The organism is Phocaeicola massiliensis B84634 = Timone 84634 = DSM 17679 = JCM 13223 (genome assembly GCF_000382445.1).
GTDB lineage: Bacteria > Bacteroidota > Bacteroidia > Bacteroidales > Bacteroidaceae > Phocaeicola > Phocaeicola massiliensis.
Genome location: NZ_KB905472.1, coordinates 1028704 through 1045799, shown reverse-complemented (window position 1 = coordinate 1045799; position 17096 = coordinate 1028704). Strand labels below are relative to the sequence as shown.

The 17096-nt window shown below is 42.2% G+C and carries 16 protein-coding genes; 3 read left to right on the top strand and 13 right to left on the bottom strand.

Annotated features, from left to right (window positions below):
• Window positions 1–4 precede the first annotated feature (4 nt).
• From HMPREF1534_RS14605 to HMPREF1534_RS14645, 9 genes are all read right to left on the bottom strand, one after another.
• Window positions 5–1360 (bottom strand): lactate utilization protein B, encoded by a 1356-nt coding sequence (locus HMPREF1534_RS14605; protein ID WP_005937552.1) that lies wholly within the window; start codon window positions 1358–1360, stop codon window positions 5–7.
• A complete protein-coding gene (locus HMPREF1534_RS14610) occupies window positions 1357–2097 on the bottom strand; it encodes a (Fe-S)-binding protein (RefSeq protein WP_005937550.1) in 741 nt (246 codons plus the stop codon). The genes HMPREF1534_RS14605 and HMPREF1534_RS14610 overlap by 4 nt, the downstream gene beginning before the upstream one ends.
• 320 nt (window positions 2098–2417) lie before the next feature.
• On the bottom strand, window positions 2418–3407 hold the full coding sequence (locus HMPREF1534_RS14615; protein ID WP_005937548.1) for a metallophosphoesterase family protein: 990 nt from the start codon (window positions 3405–3407) through the stop codon (window positions 2418–2420).
• A 17-nt stretch (window positions 3408–3424) separates the two neighbouring features.
• Window positions 3425–4495 carry a metallophosphoesterase gene (locus HMPREF1534_RS14620; protein ID WP_005937545.1) on the bottom strand — a complete coding sequence of 357 codons (1071 nt, stop codon included), beginning with the start codon at window positions 4493–4495 and terminating at the stop codon, window positions 3425–3427.
• Window positions 4496–4805: 310 nt separating this feature from the next.
• The gene (locus HMPREF1534_RS14625; protein WP_005937543.1) at window positions 4806–5420 is read right to left on the bottom strand and encodes a response regulator transcription factor; all 615 of its coding nucleotides are present in this window, start codon (window positions 5418–5420) and stop codon (window positions 4806–4808) included.
• Complete coding sequence (locus HMPREF1534_RS14630; RefSeq protein ID WP_005937541.1) at window positions 5417–6112, bottom strand: hemerythrin domain-containing protein; 696 nt, start codon at window positions 6110–6112, stop codon at window positions 5417–5419. Before HMPREF1534_RS14630 ends, HMPREF1534_RS14625 begins: the two co-directional genes overlap by 4 nt.
• Before the next feature lie 509 nt (window positions 6113–6621).
• A complete protein-coding gene (gene purT / locus HMPREF1534_RS14635) occupies window positions 6622–7791 on the bottom strand; it encodes a formate-dependent phosphoribosylglycinamide formyltransferase (protein WP_005937539.1) in 1170 nt (389 codons plus the stop codon).
• A gap of 239 nt (window positions 7792–8030) precedes the next feature.
• The gene (locus HMPREF1534_RS14640) at window positions 8031–9077 is read right to left on the bottom strand and encodes a PspC domain-containing protein (protein WP_005937537.1); all 1047 of its coding nucleotides are present in this window, start codon (window positions 9075–9077) and stop codon (window positions 8031–8033) included.
• Between the two features lie 12 nt (window positions 9078–9089).
• Window positions 9090–9416: a PadR family transcriptional regulator gene (locus HMPREF1534_RS14645; RefSeq protein WP_005937535.1), complete on the bottom strand. Its 327-nt coding sequence runs from the start codon at window positions 9414–9416 to the stop codon at window positions 9090–9092.
• Between the two features lie 177 nt (window positions 9417–9593).
• Between HMPREF1534_RS14645 and HMPREF1534_RS14650 the strand changes: the two genes are divergently transcribed.
• Window positions 9594–10091 carry a GNAT family N-acetyltransferase gene (locus HMPREF1534_RS14650; protein WP_005937533.1) on the top strand — a complete coding sequence of 166 codons (498 nt, stop codon included), beginning with the start codon at window positions 9594–9596 and terminating at the stop codon, window positions 10089–10091.
• Between the two features lie 5 nt (window positions 10092–10096).
• Here HMPREF1534_RS14650 and HMPREF1534_RS14655 read toward each other — a convergent pair whose 3' ends face one another.
• The 4 genes from HMPREF1534_RS14655 to HMPREF1534_RS14670 all read right to left on the bottom strand — a co-directional run bounded on the left by HMPREF1534_RS14655 (window position 10097) and on the right by HMPREF1534_RS14670 (window position 14344).
• The gene (locus tag HMPREF1534_RS14655) at window positions 10097–10816 is read right to left on the bottom strand and encodes a DNA alkylation repair protein (RefSeq protein WP_026231437.1); all 720 of its coding nucleotides are present in this window, start codon (window positions 10814–10816) and stop codon (window positions 10097–10099) included.
• An 18-nt stretch (window positions 10817–10834) separates the two neighbouring features.
• Window positions 10835–11296 (bottom strand): methylated-DNA--[protein]-cysteine S-methyltransferase, encoded by a 462-nt coding sequence (locus HMPREF1534_RS14660; protein WP_005937529.1) that lies wholly within the window; start codon window positions 11294–11296, stop codon window positions 10835–10837.
• A 28-nt stretch (window positions 11297–11324) separates the two neighbouring features.
• The gene (locus HMPREF1534_RS14665; RefSeq protein WP_005937527.1) at window positions 11325–12584 is read right to left on the bottom strand and encodes a PNGase F N-terminal domain-containing protein; all 1260 of its coding nucleotides are present in this window, start codon (window positions 12582–12584) and stop codon (window positions 11325–11327) included.
• Between the two features lie 242 nt (window positions 12585–12826).
• Window positions 12827–14344 carry a DUF4301 family protein gene (locus HMPREF1534_RS14670; protein ID WP_005937524.1) on the bottom strand — a complete coding sequence of 506 codons (1518 nt, stop codon included), beginning with the start codon at window positions 14342–14344 and terminating at the stop codon, window positions 12827–12829.
• 145 nt (window positions 14345–14489) lie between these two features.
• Between HMPREF1534_RS14670 and HMPREF1534_RS14675 the strand changes: the two genes are divergently transcribed.
• Window positions 14490–16703 (top strand): RelA/SpoT family protein, encoded by a 2214-nt coding sequence (locus HMPREF1534_RS14675; RefSeq protein WP_025066797.1) that lies wholly within the window; start codon window positions 14490–14492, stop codon window positions 16701–16703.
• 30 nt (window positions 16704–16733) lie between these two features.
• Window positions 16734–17087 carry a diacylglycerol kinase family protein gene (locus HMPREF1534_RS14680; protein ID WP_005937519.1) on the top strand — a complete coding sequence of 118 codons (354 nt, stop codon included), beginning with the start codon at window positions 16734–16736 and terminating at the stop codon, window positions 17085–17087.
• Window positions 17088–17096: the final 9 nt, after the last annotated feature.

Below are 17096 nucleotides of genomic sequence, written 5' to 3'. Positions count from 1 at the left end.
TATTCTATTTTACTTTACCTTTCTTCCACATCTCGTTAAAATTCTCTTTGGCAAATTTAGGCAAATCACGTCCCTTTCCCCATGTCACACCCATCATTCTCAGCACCTCTCCGCCGACCGGAGCCAAATCCATCGCTGCATTGAAAGCCCAAGGACGGTTCATTGCAAACTCCATGCCACCGGACATTATCTTTTTCATGGCATCCGCTTTACCCAACTTATCCAAGTCCTGACGCCACAAATATATCTGTTCTGCCAAATCAACCTTTACCGGACACACATCCGAACAAGAATAACAAAGCGAACAAGCAGATACGTTATCATAATAATGCAACGGAGCCTTCAGCATACCCAGATTAATGCCAATAGGTCCCGGAATAAAATAAGTATAAGAATAACCACCACTGCGGCGATACACCGGACAAGTATTCATGCAGGCACCGCAACGGATGCAATTCAACGTCTTTATGTGCTTCCGATCAGCCAATATTTTACTACGACCATTATCTACTATAATAATATGAAACTCCCCGCCCTCCCGCGGTTTACGAAAATGAGAAGTATAAGTAGTGACAGGCTGTCCGGTGGCTGAACGTGCCAACAAACGCGTAAACACAGCAAGCGATTCACGGTCAGGCACGATCTTCTCCATGCCAAAAGCAGCTATCTGCAACTTGGGTTGCGATACCCCCATATCAGCATTTCCTTCATTAGTACAAACAACAATCTCACCGGTAGAAGCCACAGCAAAGTTAGCTCCGGTCATGGCAGCTTCAGCATGAAGAAACTTTTCACGCAGATTTTTACGAGCGGCATGTGTCAAATAAGTAGGATCAGAATTTCCCTTCTCCGTTCCTAATTCTTTCTCAAACAATTCCCCCACCTGCTCACGCTTTACGTGAATAGCCGGCAGCACGATATGACTTGGTTTGAGATGCATCAATTGCAAAATACGCTCACCCAAATCACTTTCCACCACCTCAATACCTTTATGCTCAAGAAACGGATTTAACTCACATTCCTCTGCCAACATCGATTTGCTTTTTATAAAATGCTTCACACCGTGCTGATGCAAAATATTATATACAATATTACAATACTCATCTGCATCCTTCGCCCAATATACATGAGCTCCATTGGCACGGGCATTAGTTTCAAACTCTACCAGCAATTCATCCAAATGACTGTTGCTGTACAGTTTGGTTTCACATGCCATTTCGCGCAATTCCTCCCACTCAGGCACCTCCTTACTCTGTTTGTCACGCTTAGCCCTTACCAGCCAAAGGGTTTCGTCATACCATGCAGCCTGCTTCTTATTTTCCAGAAACCCGGCTGCTGCTTTTGCATGTTTCGTACTCATAATCCAGCTGCTAATATTTCAACAATATGTAATGTTTTTATCGGAAGTTTCTCTCGGGCAATGATTCCATTCTGATGCATCAGGCAGGAACTGTCGGCCCCTACGATATATTCGGCACCTGTTGCCATATGACGATGCACCTTATCATGCCCCATCTGAACAGATACAGCTGTTTCCTCCACGGAAAACATTCCTCCGAAACCACAACACTCATCAGGACGGTCGGGCTCCATAATCTCTATGCCTTCTACCAGAGAAAGTAAGTCACGCAATTTATTAAAGTAAGGAATATTGAGTTCGCTAGGCGAAGAGAGTCCCATTAAGCGCACTCCGTGACAACTGTTTTGAAGAGAAACTTTATGTGGGAACTTAGCTTGCAGTGAAGTAGGTTTTATGACATCGTGGATAAACTCGCACAAATCATATATCCTTTCTTCACTGGCGCAATGATGTTCTTCCGCCTTCAACAAGCGCCCGTAATTATCGCGCACAAAGACCACACAACTGGCCGACGGACCTACTATGTAATCATAATCTTTAAACTTTCTGTCAAAATGACGAGCCATTTCCACAGATTCACTCTCAAAACCGGCATTTGCCATTGGCTGGCCGCAGCAAGTCTGATCCAGCGGATAATCCACGTCTACCCCCAAACTTTTCAGGAGTTTATACGAAGCTACCCCCACCTGAGGATAAACCGCATTAATATAACAGGGAATAAATAAACCTACTTTCATTGTTATCAGTTAATATGTGTCCTATAAGAACAACAAATTTAGAAGAAAATTGTTAAGGAGGCAATCGGTTTTTCTTTTTATATTCCATTTTTTATCCCTATCCTCTGCCATGTAAAACGTTTATCCGCATCGATAAACACGTTAATACGTATCAAGCGATGCATACTAATGTGTTATACACCTTATAGAAGTTCTACTTATAAAAGCCAAAAAACAGAATGAACAAGTCCAGCCAAGAGCTCATTCATCCTGTTTTACCGATTGCCATCTTTCTACAAAGAAAGGGTAAATATCATGAAACAGTTACACACATGATCATATTATTTTCTAGGCTTCAAGAAGCTTTCCGGGAATTTTACCTCCTGTTCGATATGATTATCCTTCAAGCGAATCCACGAACGGAAGCCCTTTTCGCCTTCGGTCAATTCAATGACTCGTGCACCATTAGGTAAATTGTTATATACGGTATCACCACCCGTATAACGCCCGTATGCCAACAATACACCATGCCACATCACAGCATAGTCATCATCATGGTCGTGTCCCACAAAAATACCTTCCACATCACCCATCTCTTTCATTGCCGTAAAAAGACCTGAATTGAGGCGGGGTGCGCAAGCTCTTTCTTTACGAATACCAAACAGCACAGCAGTTTCATCCGATGCAGCCTGATTGTATTCGGGCAAAGCAATATGGAAGAAAGCCAATGACGGAACAGGGTTTCCACCGTTGGCTTCTGTATATTTCCGGCTGTTTTCACGATACCACTGAATTTGGTCGAAGTCTATGTAGTCATATCCGCCTATCCCCTTTATCTGTGAATAAGAATGTGAATCGAATACATAAAGAATCTCAGCATCCTTGCTTCCGTCCGACGATTTCAAGGGGAGAATAAAATTGGTAACACCCGAAATGCCTTCGGTAGTAGTGGTCAGGTTGTGAGGGATGCTTTGAATAATCTTAAACAGTTCTTCACGAGTCAAACCTTGCTCATTGTCATGATTACCAAAAGTAACGGCAAAGGGAATTTCACGTTTGGAAACCAAATTCAATACAGTGCGCATTCCCTCTTCGGCAGGCTTTCCATAAATCACATCACCCGTAAAAATCACCAAATCGGGTTTCTCGGCATCAAGCACTTCATTGATTCGTTCGATAGAAACATCAGACCGAGGATCATTATAAATGTAATGCACATCTGTAAACTGCACGATTTTGAACTTCCCATTGGCATTGAACTTCAATGTTTGGGCATTGCCGGCACATACAAGCCCCAGCAACAGGCATAAAGTCAGAAATAGTTTTTTCATGGTTCTTATTTTTAAATTTACTCAATAGTTATCTTGAATTGGTCGTATGGAGCCGTGCGCCAAGCCTTATCGAAGGTAGTGGGAGACAGCGCAAACAAGGGCGAAAAAGTACGCACCGAAATCGTTTTCCCGTCAGGCAAGAACTCCATCAGCCTCAGCCAGCAATCGCCTCCGTTGCCATGCCATTGCCCGTCGGCGGTCTGAGCATTAAACATCATCTGAGAAACCTGTTTTCCGAATTTGTTTTTATCCGTGCGGAAAGATACTTGTCCCTCATAATCCACAATCTCACATTCGTGGCCACATATCACCATACAGATATTCTGAGAAGGATAGACCAGTTTGTCCCAAATTGCTTGTCCGTAATTAGCCGGAGAAACTTTATAATCTTCCTTGACATGACGTACCGCCTCCGGTGACATATAAGAATGGGTAAGCAAAATCACCTTATGATTTTTATATTTGGGCTTCCCGGTCAGTTGGCGGGCCCACTCTATTGCTTCATCACGTGGTGCGAACTCCAGTGAAACGACCAGCAACTTTCCCCATGTGTCCGTTTCAAATTCATAAGCAGCATTTTCCAAGGTCGGTATTCCCTGATAATTACATCCTACGGACACCAATGACTCGCGCCAACAAGCATTACGTTCCGCCGGAAAGTAATCCGGGAAATGACACAAACGGTTTTCCGCTTTCTCATAACCATAGTCATGATTACCTGTACAAATTACATAAGGAACCTTGCCGTCCAAACGTTCAAAAGCACGTGAAGCTGCCTTCCACTGCTCTTCACTAGTCTGATTCCCATTCACCCCGTCGGGTATACGGATTTCATTTTGCTCCACCAAGTCACCGGTACAAAGCACCCCTTTGATGTTCAGCGACTTCAGGCTATTGGCAATCCATGCAGTCTGCAACTCAAAGAGAGGTTGATTAGCATCAAACTTCACATAGCTCTGAGGGTCGGGAATCAATACCATGGAAAAGGAACGTTCATGACTCAATTTCGGGCGCAAGGGATAAACTTGCGCCGAAATTAATTGAGAAAGGCATAATAATGTGCCTAGCAGAATAGAGTGTTTTTTCATATATTTATATTATTCTATTATAGATAAATGAGGTTATAATTGTTTCACAAAAGTATAAAAAAACAATCATCCAGTAGAACATTTTCGATAGTTATTATAAATTCAGTTCACCAATATCAATAACCCATAAAAAAGTACTCCCCGCGAATCACTTCGCAAGGAGTACTTTTCAACTAATAACTAACTTGTGGTTTACGTAATTTCTATATGACTAACTTATGATGCAAAGATAAACGTTCCGGCCAACTCCCGCAATCGCTTCATTTAGGTATTTTGCCACCATTTACTCCCTATTAATAGGTATCATTCATCATAAGTTCATCTTTACTTCGCTTAGTTCTACCAATTTATTTACAATAGCATAAATAGTCAGGCCGGCAGGAGAATGTATTTGTAGCTTGCGCGCTATGTTGCGACGATGGGTAATGACCGTATGAATAGACAGAAAGAGTTTCTCTGCTGTCTCCTTATTGGTCATGCCACGCACTACACAACAAATTATTTCTTTTTCTCTTTGACTTAATGTTTCTTGTTCATTCTCATTGTCATCTTCTGCCCCAATGTGCATCAAATCAACTAATTTCTTATTTAAGGTTTCAATGTCATCATATAATCCGACTGTTTCATCATATCCTTTTAGCAAATTACTATCTGTCATTGAACAAAGCAACGACACACATTTAATAACCGTTTGAGGATATGTAGCTTTAAATTCGTCGACATTGAACCATCCTCCGAACCCCGGATTCACAATCAACACCTCGGGCCGATGTCCTTGCATACAATTATGCAACCCTTCCATCGAAGTAATTTCCACAGGCTGAACCGGAATATCGGGCAATCGCTTCAAAACTGATATCAGTCCGCTACGCACAATGACTGAAGTCTCAGCCACTGCCACATGTATAGGGTCTGTCCGTTTCATTTTACCTCCTTTTCTAACCGAAGAACGGCGGGTACAAACAAATAATCCTCCACACGGCAATGTGATGCCAAATCCTGCTCGCAGCTAAAAATGTCAAACAATACTGCATTCAGCAAATAATCATTCCCACCGGCGGGATAATACTTGATAATGATATTTTTTAATTCTTTCAATTTAGCGTCTATCTGATCATGCCGACGTGCAAATTGTGAGATACGGAAACCGCTCTCTCTATTGCCTGCAACCAGATTCTCCACATAAGTAAACACATTCATATCTTCATAATCCATGTGTTTACGTACCTCTGCCACATACGCATCAAAGAATTTCAATATAAGGAAAGCAACTTCATTTTGCACCGAACAATCAATGGCCTCTATCAGTTTGCGGCGTATGGTGGGTAATTGAAAATCAAGAAAATAGTGATGTGCCTGCTTTAAGTAGTTCATCAAAGCATGAATAGAAAGATCTTGCATTTCGTCAGCCATACGGTTATTCTCTTCTGTGATAAAATTCACCACAGCCAGAAATGTCTTGCAATCCACTCCGTTTGCCCGGCATACTTCCTGCACAGTCTGATCGCCAAAGCCTAACGAGAGGTCGAAACGGCTCATCACCTGCAACAAAGTATAATTACCGCATATCAGGTCACTCATTTTATCTGTTGGCACATAATTATTTGTCTTATACATAGTTATCTGTATTTGTTTCTCTTAACGGCTGCAAATTTACGGAAAAGAACAAAAGCTTGCAATCCCCATTATTAGGTATTTTATACGGAGAACAGCAGCCTCATCTCATAAACGAGGAAAGACTAAGCCGTTTCTTACTGTCAGCCTAGTCCTTTTAAACGGAAGATTATTACAGTCTCCGACAGTGGACCGTACAGTCTGCCACGGTGGACTGTACAGTCCGTTACCGTAGACTGTATAGTCCATTGCCGTAGACTGTAGTAATCCGCCTTACAGACAGGCATAACCGAAAGGATGAAAACGCTTAGTCCGGCTAATGAAACGACTTAGGGAGTTCAAAACGTATGCAGAGTTTGAAAACCGGAGGAGACAACATCCGATGAAAGGTGTTGTGCCGTCACTTGTTATTTTTGGGAATTTAACATATTCCTTGCCAGTGCTTCCAAAAACAAAAAAAGAGCTGCTCCGGCATAACCGGAACAACTCTTCACTATATAATAAGATATCAATTAATATACTTCAACTTTAGCAGCAATCGCTTTACACTTGTCACGAAGTGCATCCAAGTCACTTCCATTCGGAGCATAGCATACCACAACTCCCATGCGGCGGTTAACCTTTGTATAAGGTTTACCGAAAATACGCAAATAAGTATTGGTTTCCTTGCATACTTCCTCTTCGCCACGATAACGCGGCTGCTCTTTGCTGGCAATCGGTGACAAAATAACAGCACTGGCACCTATACGTTCCTGAGTAATTTCAGGAATAGGCAAACCCAATACAGCGCGTAAATGAAGTTCAAATTCATTCAAATTTTGAGTTCCTGCCAATGTCACCATACCGGTATCATGCGGACGTGGAGATAATTCAGAGAAATATACACCATTGTCATGACTCAAAAAGAATTCAACTCCCCATATTCCGGCACCGGTCAATGCTTCAGTAACTTTAGCAGCCATGTGCTGTGCTTCTTCCAGATGCTCAGGAGCAATATGAGCGGGTTGGAAGCTTTCGCGATAATCACCGCCCTTTTGCACATGACCGATAGGAGGACAGAACAGTGTAGGACCATTTTTCTGAGTAACAGTCAACAAAGTGATTTCACTGTCAAACTTAATAAATTCTTCGATAATCAGCTCCTTAATGTCACCACGACTACCTTCACAACCATAGTGCCATGCCTGTTCCAGCTCTTCCGCACTCTTCACCAATGACTGTCCTTTACCCGATGAAGACATCAACGGTTTGACCACACAAGGAAAACCTATTTCTTCGGCAGCCTCTTTCAATTCTTCCAAAGACTTGGCATAAAAATACTTGGCAGTCTTTAATCCGAGTTCCTTAGCGGCCAAATCACGTATGGCCTTACGATTCATGGTATAATTCACAGCTTTCGCACTAGGTACTACCTGAATGCCTTCCTTCTCCAAATGATAAAGCCTTTCAGTACGAATAGCCTCGATTTCAGGAACAATAATATCAGGCTTATGCTTAGCCACAACTGCATCCAATGCATCACTGTCCAGCATACTGAATACTTCAAACTCGTCTGCTACTTGCATCGCAGGTGCCCCTGCATACGAATCACAAGCTACTACATACTGTCCTTTACGTTTCGCTGCAATGACGAATTCTTTTCCCAGTTCGCCGGAGCCCAGCAATAAAATCTTCTTTGTCATAACTATCTATCTCTTTATTTTGAATTTCCCGTAAACAGCAAGCAGAGAGGAGTGTGTCAGAACCCAACCGCCTGTCCAATCGTCAGCTGCAGGGGCAGGATTTGCCTGCCCGAAGACACAAAGCAAACTGTTTTCGGGCGAACGGACATCGTCCCTACGAATCAAACGACAGCATTATCCACGTTTTGACACACCCCCTTCCGCTTGCAAAGATAATGTATTTTTAAACTACTGATATATCAAACAGCCAATAAATGGTGTATTTGAAAGAAAAAACCGAAGCCGGCAGACAAAGCTATAAACCACAGCACGATAAAGATAATCCGGGTAACAGTAGACATGGGTTGCCAACCACCGAAATGACGCATCAGGATATGTATCAATCCGATGATAGGAATACCAATAACCAATATGCCGGAAACAGCCAAGCCGATAGTAACTGTAGGAGATGCTCCGGCAGCATTCCAATCCACTGCCGGCAACACTTCGTAAAGAACAGCCGGTGTAGCAGCAATCAATCCGGTTGCCACCATTAACATGGCGAAGCATACCACAAATATCACAAAGACTATAGGAGCGCAGCAGATAGCCAAAACAATCAATATAAATTTGATTAATACACCTGCCACACCGACAATTCCCTCACCTATCCGCTGCAACGCACTGTGAGGCTTGCCCGAATGAACGTATTCATTTACTTTCTCAAAGTTATCTGTAACCGTCCTTCCTATATTCTCTACATTGATTTTCGCTCCACGCATTGCCAATTTTTCAGGTACGGTTCGAGCCAAAGGAATGACAATCCAGGCGATAATATATGCTATGACAAAACCTTTCAGAGAGATTCCCAATATCAAGAAGATTATTCGTACCCATGTGGGATCCCAACCAAAGTAAGCAGCCAAACCGGATGCCACACCTCCCAATACTTTATTGTCCGAATCACGGAACAACCGGCGAGGTCCTTTTGCTGTCTGCGAATAAGTGCTTCCATCCTTCGATGTTTCCCCTCCACCGTCAGCCTCATCACCCAAGTCTTCGGGCTTACCCATCTGAGCAATGATTTCCTCTACATCTTCTATCGTAATCACCTGTTTCCCATCTCTTAAACGGTCAGTAAACAGTTCAGAGATACGCAATTCCATATCATGCACTATTTCTTCCGCTCCTTCTTCGCGGCAAAAATGTATCCGCAAGTTACTTAAATAAGTATCCAGCAATTTATATGCATCTTCATCTATATGATAAACGGTGCCACCTAAATTTACAGTCAGAGTCTTTTTCATTGTATCCTGTTTTTAATTGTTTCTTAAATGGTTTACTGTATCCGAAAGCTCATCCCACGCATTTTCCAATCCGCTGAGAAAAGTTTCCCCTTGTGGCGTAAGCCGATAATATTTACGCGGAGGCCCCTGAGTCGATTCCACCCATTCGTAAGAAAGCAGCTCATCGTTTTTCAACCGGGTAAGCAACGGATAAAGCGTTCCCTCTACCACGATGAGCCGGGCTTCTTTCAATTTCAGAATAATATCCGAAGCATAGAGCGGCTCCTTGTGCAACAGCAATAAGATGCAATATTCAAGCATTCCTTTGCGCATCTGAGATTTTACATTATCAACATTCATATCCTATAGTACTTTGTTTGACACAAATATATGTATTATATAAGTACCTTGTATTACATAGTACTTTTATTTTGCGTATTTTAACTGAAAAATCAAAGAAAAGGAAAAGGAAGAAACAAGATTAGGAAGGAAAGACTTATATTTGCTCCTCGTTAAACCTATAAAAGTACAAAGAGTATGTTTACGATACGGAAAGCAACTACAGAAGATATTCCATTGATTCACAAGATGGCACAGGAAGTATTTCCTGCTACCTACGCAGACATTCTTTCCCCCGACCAACTTGACTACATGATGGAATGGATGTATTCCATTACAAACCTACATAAACAGATGGAAGAAGAAGGTCATATTTACTATATTGCCTTTAAAGGAGACATACCTGCCGGCTACGTTTCCATTCAACCCGAAGGAGAAGATTTATTCCATCTGCAGAAGATTTATGTACTCCCTTCTTTTCAAGGCAAACATTTGGGAAAGTTATTGTTCGAGCAGGCTGTAAAAGCAATTAAGGAGATTCATCCCACACCGTGCGAAATGCACCTGAATGTAAACCGTAATAATAAAGCGCTCCGATTTTACGAATACATGGGGATGAAGAAAGTAGACGAAGGAGATTTTGCTATCGGCAACGGATATTATATGAATGATTATATAATGGGACTCACTATCTGAGTCCCTCATTTCACTACTTTACGCTTCATATCACGGATGATATCTTTATCTTCCGGACTTACCCGAAAAGATTCGGTTATTTTTTGGAGCGCTTTGTTGTAAGTGAAGTCATCCAAACGATTTTCTTTCAGCAACAGCATCGTTTCTTTTGGAAATTTCACATAACAGACAGAAAGTGCCCAAGCCACTGCCATCTTCACATAATACCCTTCGTGGTCGATACGATTCATCCATTGCAATACGTTCTGTATATAGTCCGCATCAATGTAATGCGCCATCGCCATAACGACCCCGAAACGAATTTCATATTCTTTATCCGACTGCATCCATCCTTCCAGAAACTGCCATACACGCTCCTTATTCCTGTCAACAAACCGTTGCTTACCCGCAAAGTCAAAGGTATCACATACAGACCAGCTATTGATAAGGGGTACGAATCCAGAAACCAATGAAAGATATTCTTCCACATCTTTTATTTTCAGGCATCCAATCACCATGCCTTGAAGCATGCGTTCTTCCATATAAAAAGTATCGGCCGATTGCAGATAAGCCTGCCAATCATCCTTGGCTATTTGAGCCGCCAATTGCCGAAGGGCCGGGACACGGACACCCAATACATTTTCAATGCCCGGATGGAGGGACTCGGTAAACTTTTTATTACCTTCTCCCGCCAATCGCAACAAATTCTCTTTTATGGTTAACCCGTTGATACAATATTCATTCATCATAACGATTTATTCAGATTATAACAAACTTCCTTCCAGCCTTAATAAAAATTCCTTTTTGTCCATTCCGGCCGCATATCCTACCATTTTTCCGTCCGTACCTATCACACGATGACAGGGAACCACTATCAATAATGGATTTCTGTTATTGGCCATACCTACGGCGCGCACAGCTTTAGGGTTGCCAATGGCTACAGCAATCTGTTTATAGCTGCGTGTCTCTCCATAAGGAATATCACGGAGAGCCTGCCACACCTGCTTTTGAAAATCAGTCCCCTTAAGCGACAAAGGTAAATCAAAAACTTTACGTTTGCCATCCAGGTATTCAACGAATTGCTTATACGTCCTCCGAATCAATTCCGACTCACGTTTCTCACCTTTATTCTCGGAATAATGTCCCACATTGATGGCAATAACAGCATCGTTCTCCTCACAAATGGTGAGAAGTCCCAATACGGTTTGATACTGATAATAATTCATAATGATTTACCTTTATATAAATGCAAAATTATTCATCCCAAACCAAATAAGCCGAAATCAGCCAATGGTTCAGTTTATCCCCATCTACTTCCTGAGCTTCAGGAATACTAATCTTAAAAGTATGTTTGCCGGCTTTCAAATCGCCAAGCATCACTTCTTCCGGTACTACATCCGAACCCGGGCACCAGTTGGAGCGCGATAAATCCGATGAGCCCAACGGTTCTTCTATTTCTTTTTCTTCATAACCATTCTTACCTATATAAGAGGAAAGCCGCTTAATCAGCCACACTCCTGTCCCCGGATTGAAACGACGGAAAGAGGCACAATCATCCCGCCATGGAATAAAATCGAGCACATTCTCGCCATCTACCGAAACAATATTGCGTTTCTTCACAAATTCATCTCCACCGCTATGACCGCCATGACCGGTTACAATATATTTCAAACGGACATTCTTTGCATGACGAGGCAGTTCAAAATCCATTGCCACATCTTTACGGGCAAATATATCGGGATAAGTCTGACCGATATAATAAACAGTGTTTATCAAAGGCTGTACATGGCGCTTGGGTAACGCATCGCAACTTATCTTACTCTCTTTTACCTCGATATCCAGACCGACAACATATCCTTCGGCTGTCCATGTATCAATAAAGATACCGATATAGGCTTCCTTCTCCAAAGCAGGATAAAGGTCGGTAATGTCTTGTTCCCAAACCACATTCTCCGCCCATTCGGAAATATAAACCGGCTTGCGTTTGGCTCCTATCTCATTGTCTTTTTTACTATAAAAGCCTACTCCAAACGGAGTCATAAAGCGCATCAGCTCTAACGTAGGCACATAGTCCTTACCCGGAACAATACCAATCATATTTTCATATTTCAGACTGTCTACCGGCGGAAAAGCTGCCTTTCCTTGCGCAATGCTCATCAAGTTGACAAACGACTCTTTGGGCAATGCAAAACAAGAACCGGACTTATCCCAACGATCGCCATTGGAAGCCAAAGTAAGACGAAGTTTCACACGTACATTCCGCTTATAATCAGGCAAAGATATCTTTTTAAGAATAATACGCCCATTCACCAAACGGATAACGCCATCTGCACTTGCCGGAGTGTAATTGGCAAATGAATCCGGACGGAAACAGATGTTCGTTTTATCAAAGATTTGAATTTGGGTGTCTCCCAAGGCAGGCAACTCCTTATGCTTAGCCGCATTAGCCGGCATAATAAAAGAGGTAACCAATGCAAGAGACGCAATAAAAGTCAGTAGATTATTTCTTCTCATATAGCTGTATCAGGTTGATTAATATTATCCATTCCAAATAGGGAGTGTGCCAGAATGTTGATAATGCTATCATTTGCCAATAGGGGCGAGATTTGCTCGCCCGAAAACAGTCTGCTCTGTGTATTCGGACAGGCAAACCCTGCCCCTACAGTTAACGATTTGGCAGGTTGGTTTAGTTTTGACACGCTCCCTTACCTACCAGGCATCATTATACCGGAAACTTGCTCCGATTCATCAACAGTTTATTGATGTTGTTCGCGCAATAAGTCATTCACCGTCTTCACCGGATTAAAAGTACCCAAAGGAACCTCTACAAAGACAGTACTCCAATCACTCATTGCACCATTCCAAAGTCCCGGAAGCTCCAATGCTTTCAAGTCCTTGCCATTTTTCGACTTATACGAAATGAATCCGGTTGCCTTATCTACATAATTCACCAAATCAAATTTACGGCCTTTATAGTCACGTACGGCACAAACCAAATCTACCGGATTAAAGTGAGTACCCTTTTCAAACATGGCTTTCTTTTCAGCATCATTCATATCAATCTGAGAACTTTCCAAAATCTGCAAAGATACTGTTCCGTCGGGGTTATATGCAAGGAACGGACCTCCACCGGGTTCTCCCACATTCTTCACCATACCGCAAACACGCATTGGTCTATTCAGTTTCTTACGCAAATAGATAACCAGCTCCGCATCTTCCAAATCTTTAATCTCATTATTGCGACAGCATAACTTCTGCTGAACGAAACGAATGATTTCTTCCAATTGTTCATGATTATATTTGCCGCCATCCAACAATTCCAAATATTCAAACGCTTGCTTTTGAAGAGTCACCAATACCCCGGCAATCAATTTCTTGTAAGCAACGGTTTCGTCCTTCAAGCGGTCGGGCACCACATTATCAATATTCTTAATAAATACAATATCCGCATCCAAGTCGTTCAAGTTTTCAATCAAAGCACCGTGACCACCGGGACGGAACAGCAACTTACCGTTATCACGGAACGGCTTGTTCTCCATATCAGCTGCTATTGTATCGGTACTCGGTTTCTGCTCCGAGAACGAAACGTTAAATTCCACCCCGTATTTTTGAGCATAAGTTGCTACCTTTTCATCCACCAACCGTTTAAACAGTTCACGATGCTCGGTAGAAACCGTGAAATGCACGTTTACTTTTCCGGTCTTTCCGACTGCATACAGGGCTCCTTCCACCAAATGTTCTTCCAATGGAGTACGTACACCATCGGCATAACGATGAAATTTCAACAAACCTTTCGGCAAAGCACCATAGTTCAGTCCGACAGCTTCCAACAAGTTTGCTACCACCGGCTTATAATTCTTTTCAGCAATCAATGCATCAATATTCTTGCCGGTATTGTCCAAACAAGCGGCATTCAAGTCATTATAAAAAGCGAAACCATGAATATGGTCGAAAAACTTCTTTTCAAAATCTGTTTTGGGAGCCTCATAATCCGCACCCAGGAATTCAAACAAATTCTTAAACATGCGACTGGCTGCCCCGGAAGCCGGTACAAACTTCACAATTGTTTTTTCACCCTGTTTATATGTATCCCATGCTTCCAGATATTCTTTCATTTCACTCTCTGCAGGAGCCATAATTCCCTTATCGATAGAAGCGGCAGCGTCCAGTTTCAAGAAAGGGAAGCCTTTTTCAAAGCAAGCCAATTGTTCAATTATCTGTTGCTCTGAAATACCTTTTTTCGCTAATAAATCTTTATCTTCCGGTGTTAACATAAGTATATGAATTTAAATGGTTTAATTACCCGTTATCTATTTTAATTATTCATTAATGCCCAAAAATACAAAAAAATGCCGTAAAGCCATCCAAAAAAGAAAGAAAAAAACTACCTTTACGCCGAAAGAAAAGATTTCACGTGTTATGGAAGAAAAAACGTTTTTCACAGCCAAAGAGCGTGAACAACTGTTCACTCTTTACAAACGGTTACTCCATCTATCGGGAGACACCTTACAAAAAAACGACTGTCGCAAGCTCAAAACGCATCTTATCAAGGCAGTTGCCGAAGGTAGTATGCCACGAAATAACTTTGGAATGAACCCCATCATCAAAGATATGCAAACCGCTGTCATTGTTGCAGAAGAAATCGGAATGAAGCGAGCTTCTATCTTGGGAATCATGTTACATGAATCGGTAAAAAACCATTTGTGCAGTTTGGCATCCGTACAGGCAGAATATGGAGAAGATGTGGCAGGAATTATTCGCGGACTGGTTAAAATCAATGAGTTATATGCCAAGAGTCCAACTATCGAATCAGAGAATTTCCGCAATTTGCTTCTTTCTTTTGCCGAAGACATGCGCGTTATCCTGATTATGATTGCCGATCGCGTCAACCTGATGCGCCAAATCAAGGACTCGGAGAACGAGGAAGCCCGCCAGCAGGTTTCCAATGAAGCGGCCTACCTTTATGCGCCACTTGCACACAAGTTGGGATTATACAAATTAAAGTCCGAATTGGAAGACTTGTCGCTGAAATACACAGAACATGATGTTTATTATCATATAAAAGATAAGCTGAATGCCACAAAAGCATCACGAGACAAATATATCGCCGCCTTTATCGAGCCGATTCAGAAGAAACTGGAACAAGCCGGACTAAAGTTTCACATGAAAGGACGCACTAAATCCATCCACTCCATCTATCAAAAGATGAAGAAGCAGAAATGTCCTTTCGAAGGGGTATATGATTTATTTGCCATCCGCATCATCATCGACTCTCCTATCGAAAAAGAAAAACAAGAATGCTGGCAAGTGTATTCTATCGTAACCGATATGTATATGCCCAACCCTAAACGGTTGCGTGACTGGCTTTCTGTTCCCAAAAGTAACGGATACGAATCCTTGCATACCACTGTTATGGGACCTGAAGGAAAATGGGTAGAAGTACAGATACGGACAGAACGCATGGACGATATTGCCGAAAGAGGACTTGCCGCCCATTGGCGTTACAAAGGAGTGAAAGGCGAAACCGGATTGGACGAATGGCTGACAACGATCCGTGAAACATTGGAAAACGCAGACAGTGACTTGGACGTGATGGACCAATTCAAGCTGGAACTCTATGAAGATGAAGTATTTGTCTTTACTCCGAAAGGTGACTTATATAAACTCGCAAAGGGAGCTACCGTGCTCGACTTTGCCTTTACCATCCATAGCAAGTTGGGATGCAAATGCATTGGTGCCAAAGTAAACGGCAAAAATGCACAGCTACGACAAATTCTGAATAGTGGAGATCAAGTGGAAATCATGACATCCAATACTCAGACTCCCAAACGAGACTGGTTGAATATTGTGACCACCTCCAAGGCACGTACCAAAATACGTCAGGCATTAAAGGAAATCGAGGCCCGGCAAGTACAGTTTGCCAAAGAAACCATTGAGCGCAAGTTCAAAAACCGCAAACTGGAATATGATGAAGCAACCATGATGCGCCTCATCAAGAAACTGGGTTATAAAACAGTTACAGAATTCTATCAGGATATTGCCGACGAAAAGCTGGACGCCAATAATATACTGGATAAGTATGTGGAGATGAAAAAGAAAGAAACGGAAGCACAGCAAGATATCACCTATCGCAGTGCCGAAACATATAGTATTCAAACTCCTGCCGATGACAAAACGTTCAAAGATGACGTATTGGTGATAGACCAAAACCTAAAAGGACTGGATTTTAAACTAGCCAAATGTTGTAATCCGATTTACGGAGATGATGTTTTTGGTTTCGTTACTATCAACGGAGGCATTAAAATTCACCGTACCGACTGCCCCAATGCCAAAGAGATGAGAGCACGTTTTGCTTATCGTATAGTAAAAGCGCGATGGGCAGGCAAGAGTCAGGGCAAACAATATCCGATAACCCTGCGCATCGTCGGCCACGACGACATAGGTATTGTAACCAATATTACCTCCATTATTAATAAAGAGAACAGCATCACTTTACGTTCTATCAGCATCAACTCACACGACGGATTATTTTCGGGCATGATGACAGTAATGGTGGATGATACCTCCAAATTGGAATTATTGGTAAAGAAAATAAAGACTGTAAAAGGAGTCAAACAAGTCAATCGAGGCTGACAAACGTGTTTGTATAACGAATCTAAAACAATGGACGAATTACAGAAAAGAATAAAAAGTTTTGCCTATGCCTTTACAGGCATAGGCAGTTTCCTGCGTAAAGAACATAACGCTTGGATTCATTGCATAGCCATTATAATCGTAACCATAACCGGATTTATCATTGGCATCAGTCGAATGGAATGGGTTGCGGTACTTCTGTGTTTCGGACTGGTATTAGCCGCCGAAGCTTTTAATACAGCCATCGAACGATTGGTTAATCTGGTATCTCCCGATTATCATCCCATAGCCGGAGATGTAAAAGATATAGCTGCCGGAGCCGTTTTGATATGTGCCGTTACAGCGGCGCTTGTGGGAGCAATAATCTTCATCCCCTATTTTTAAAGGTGTTAA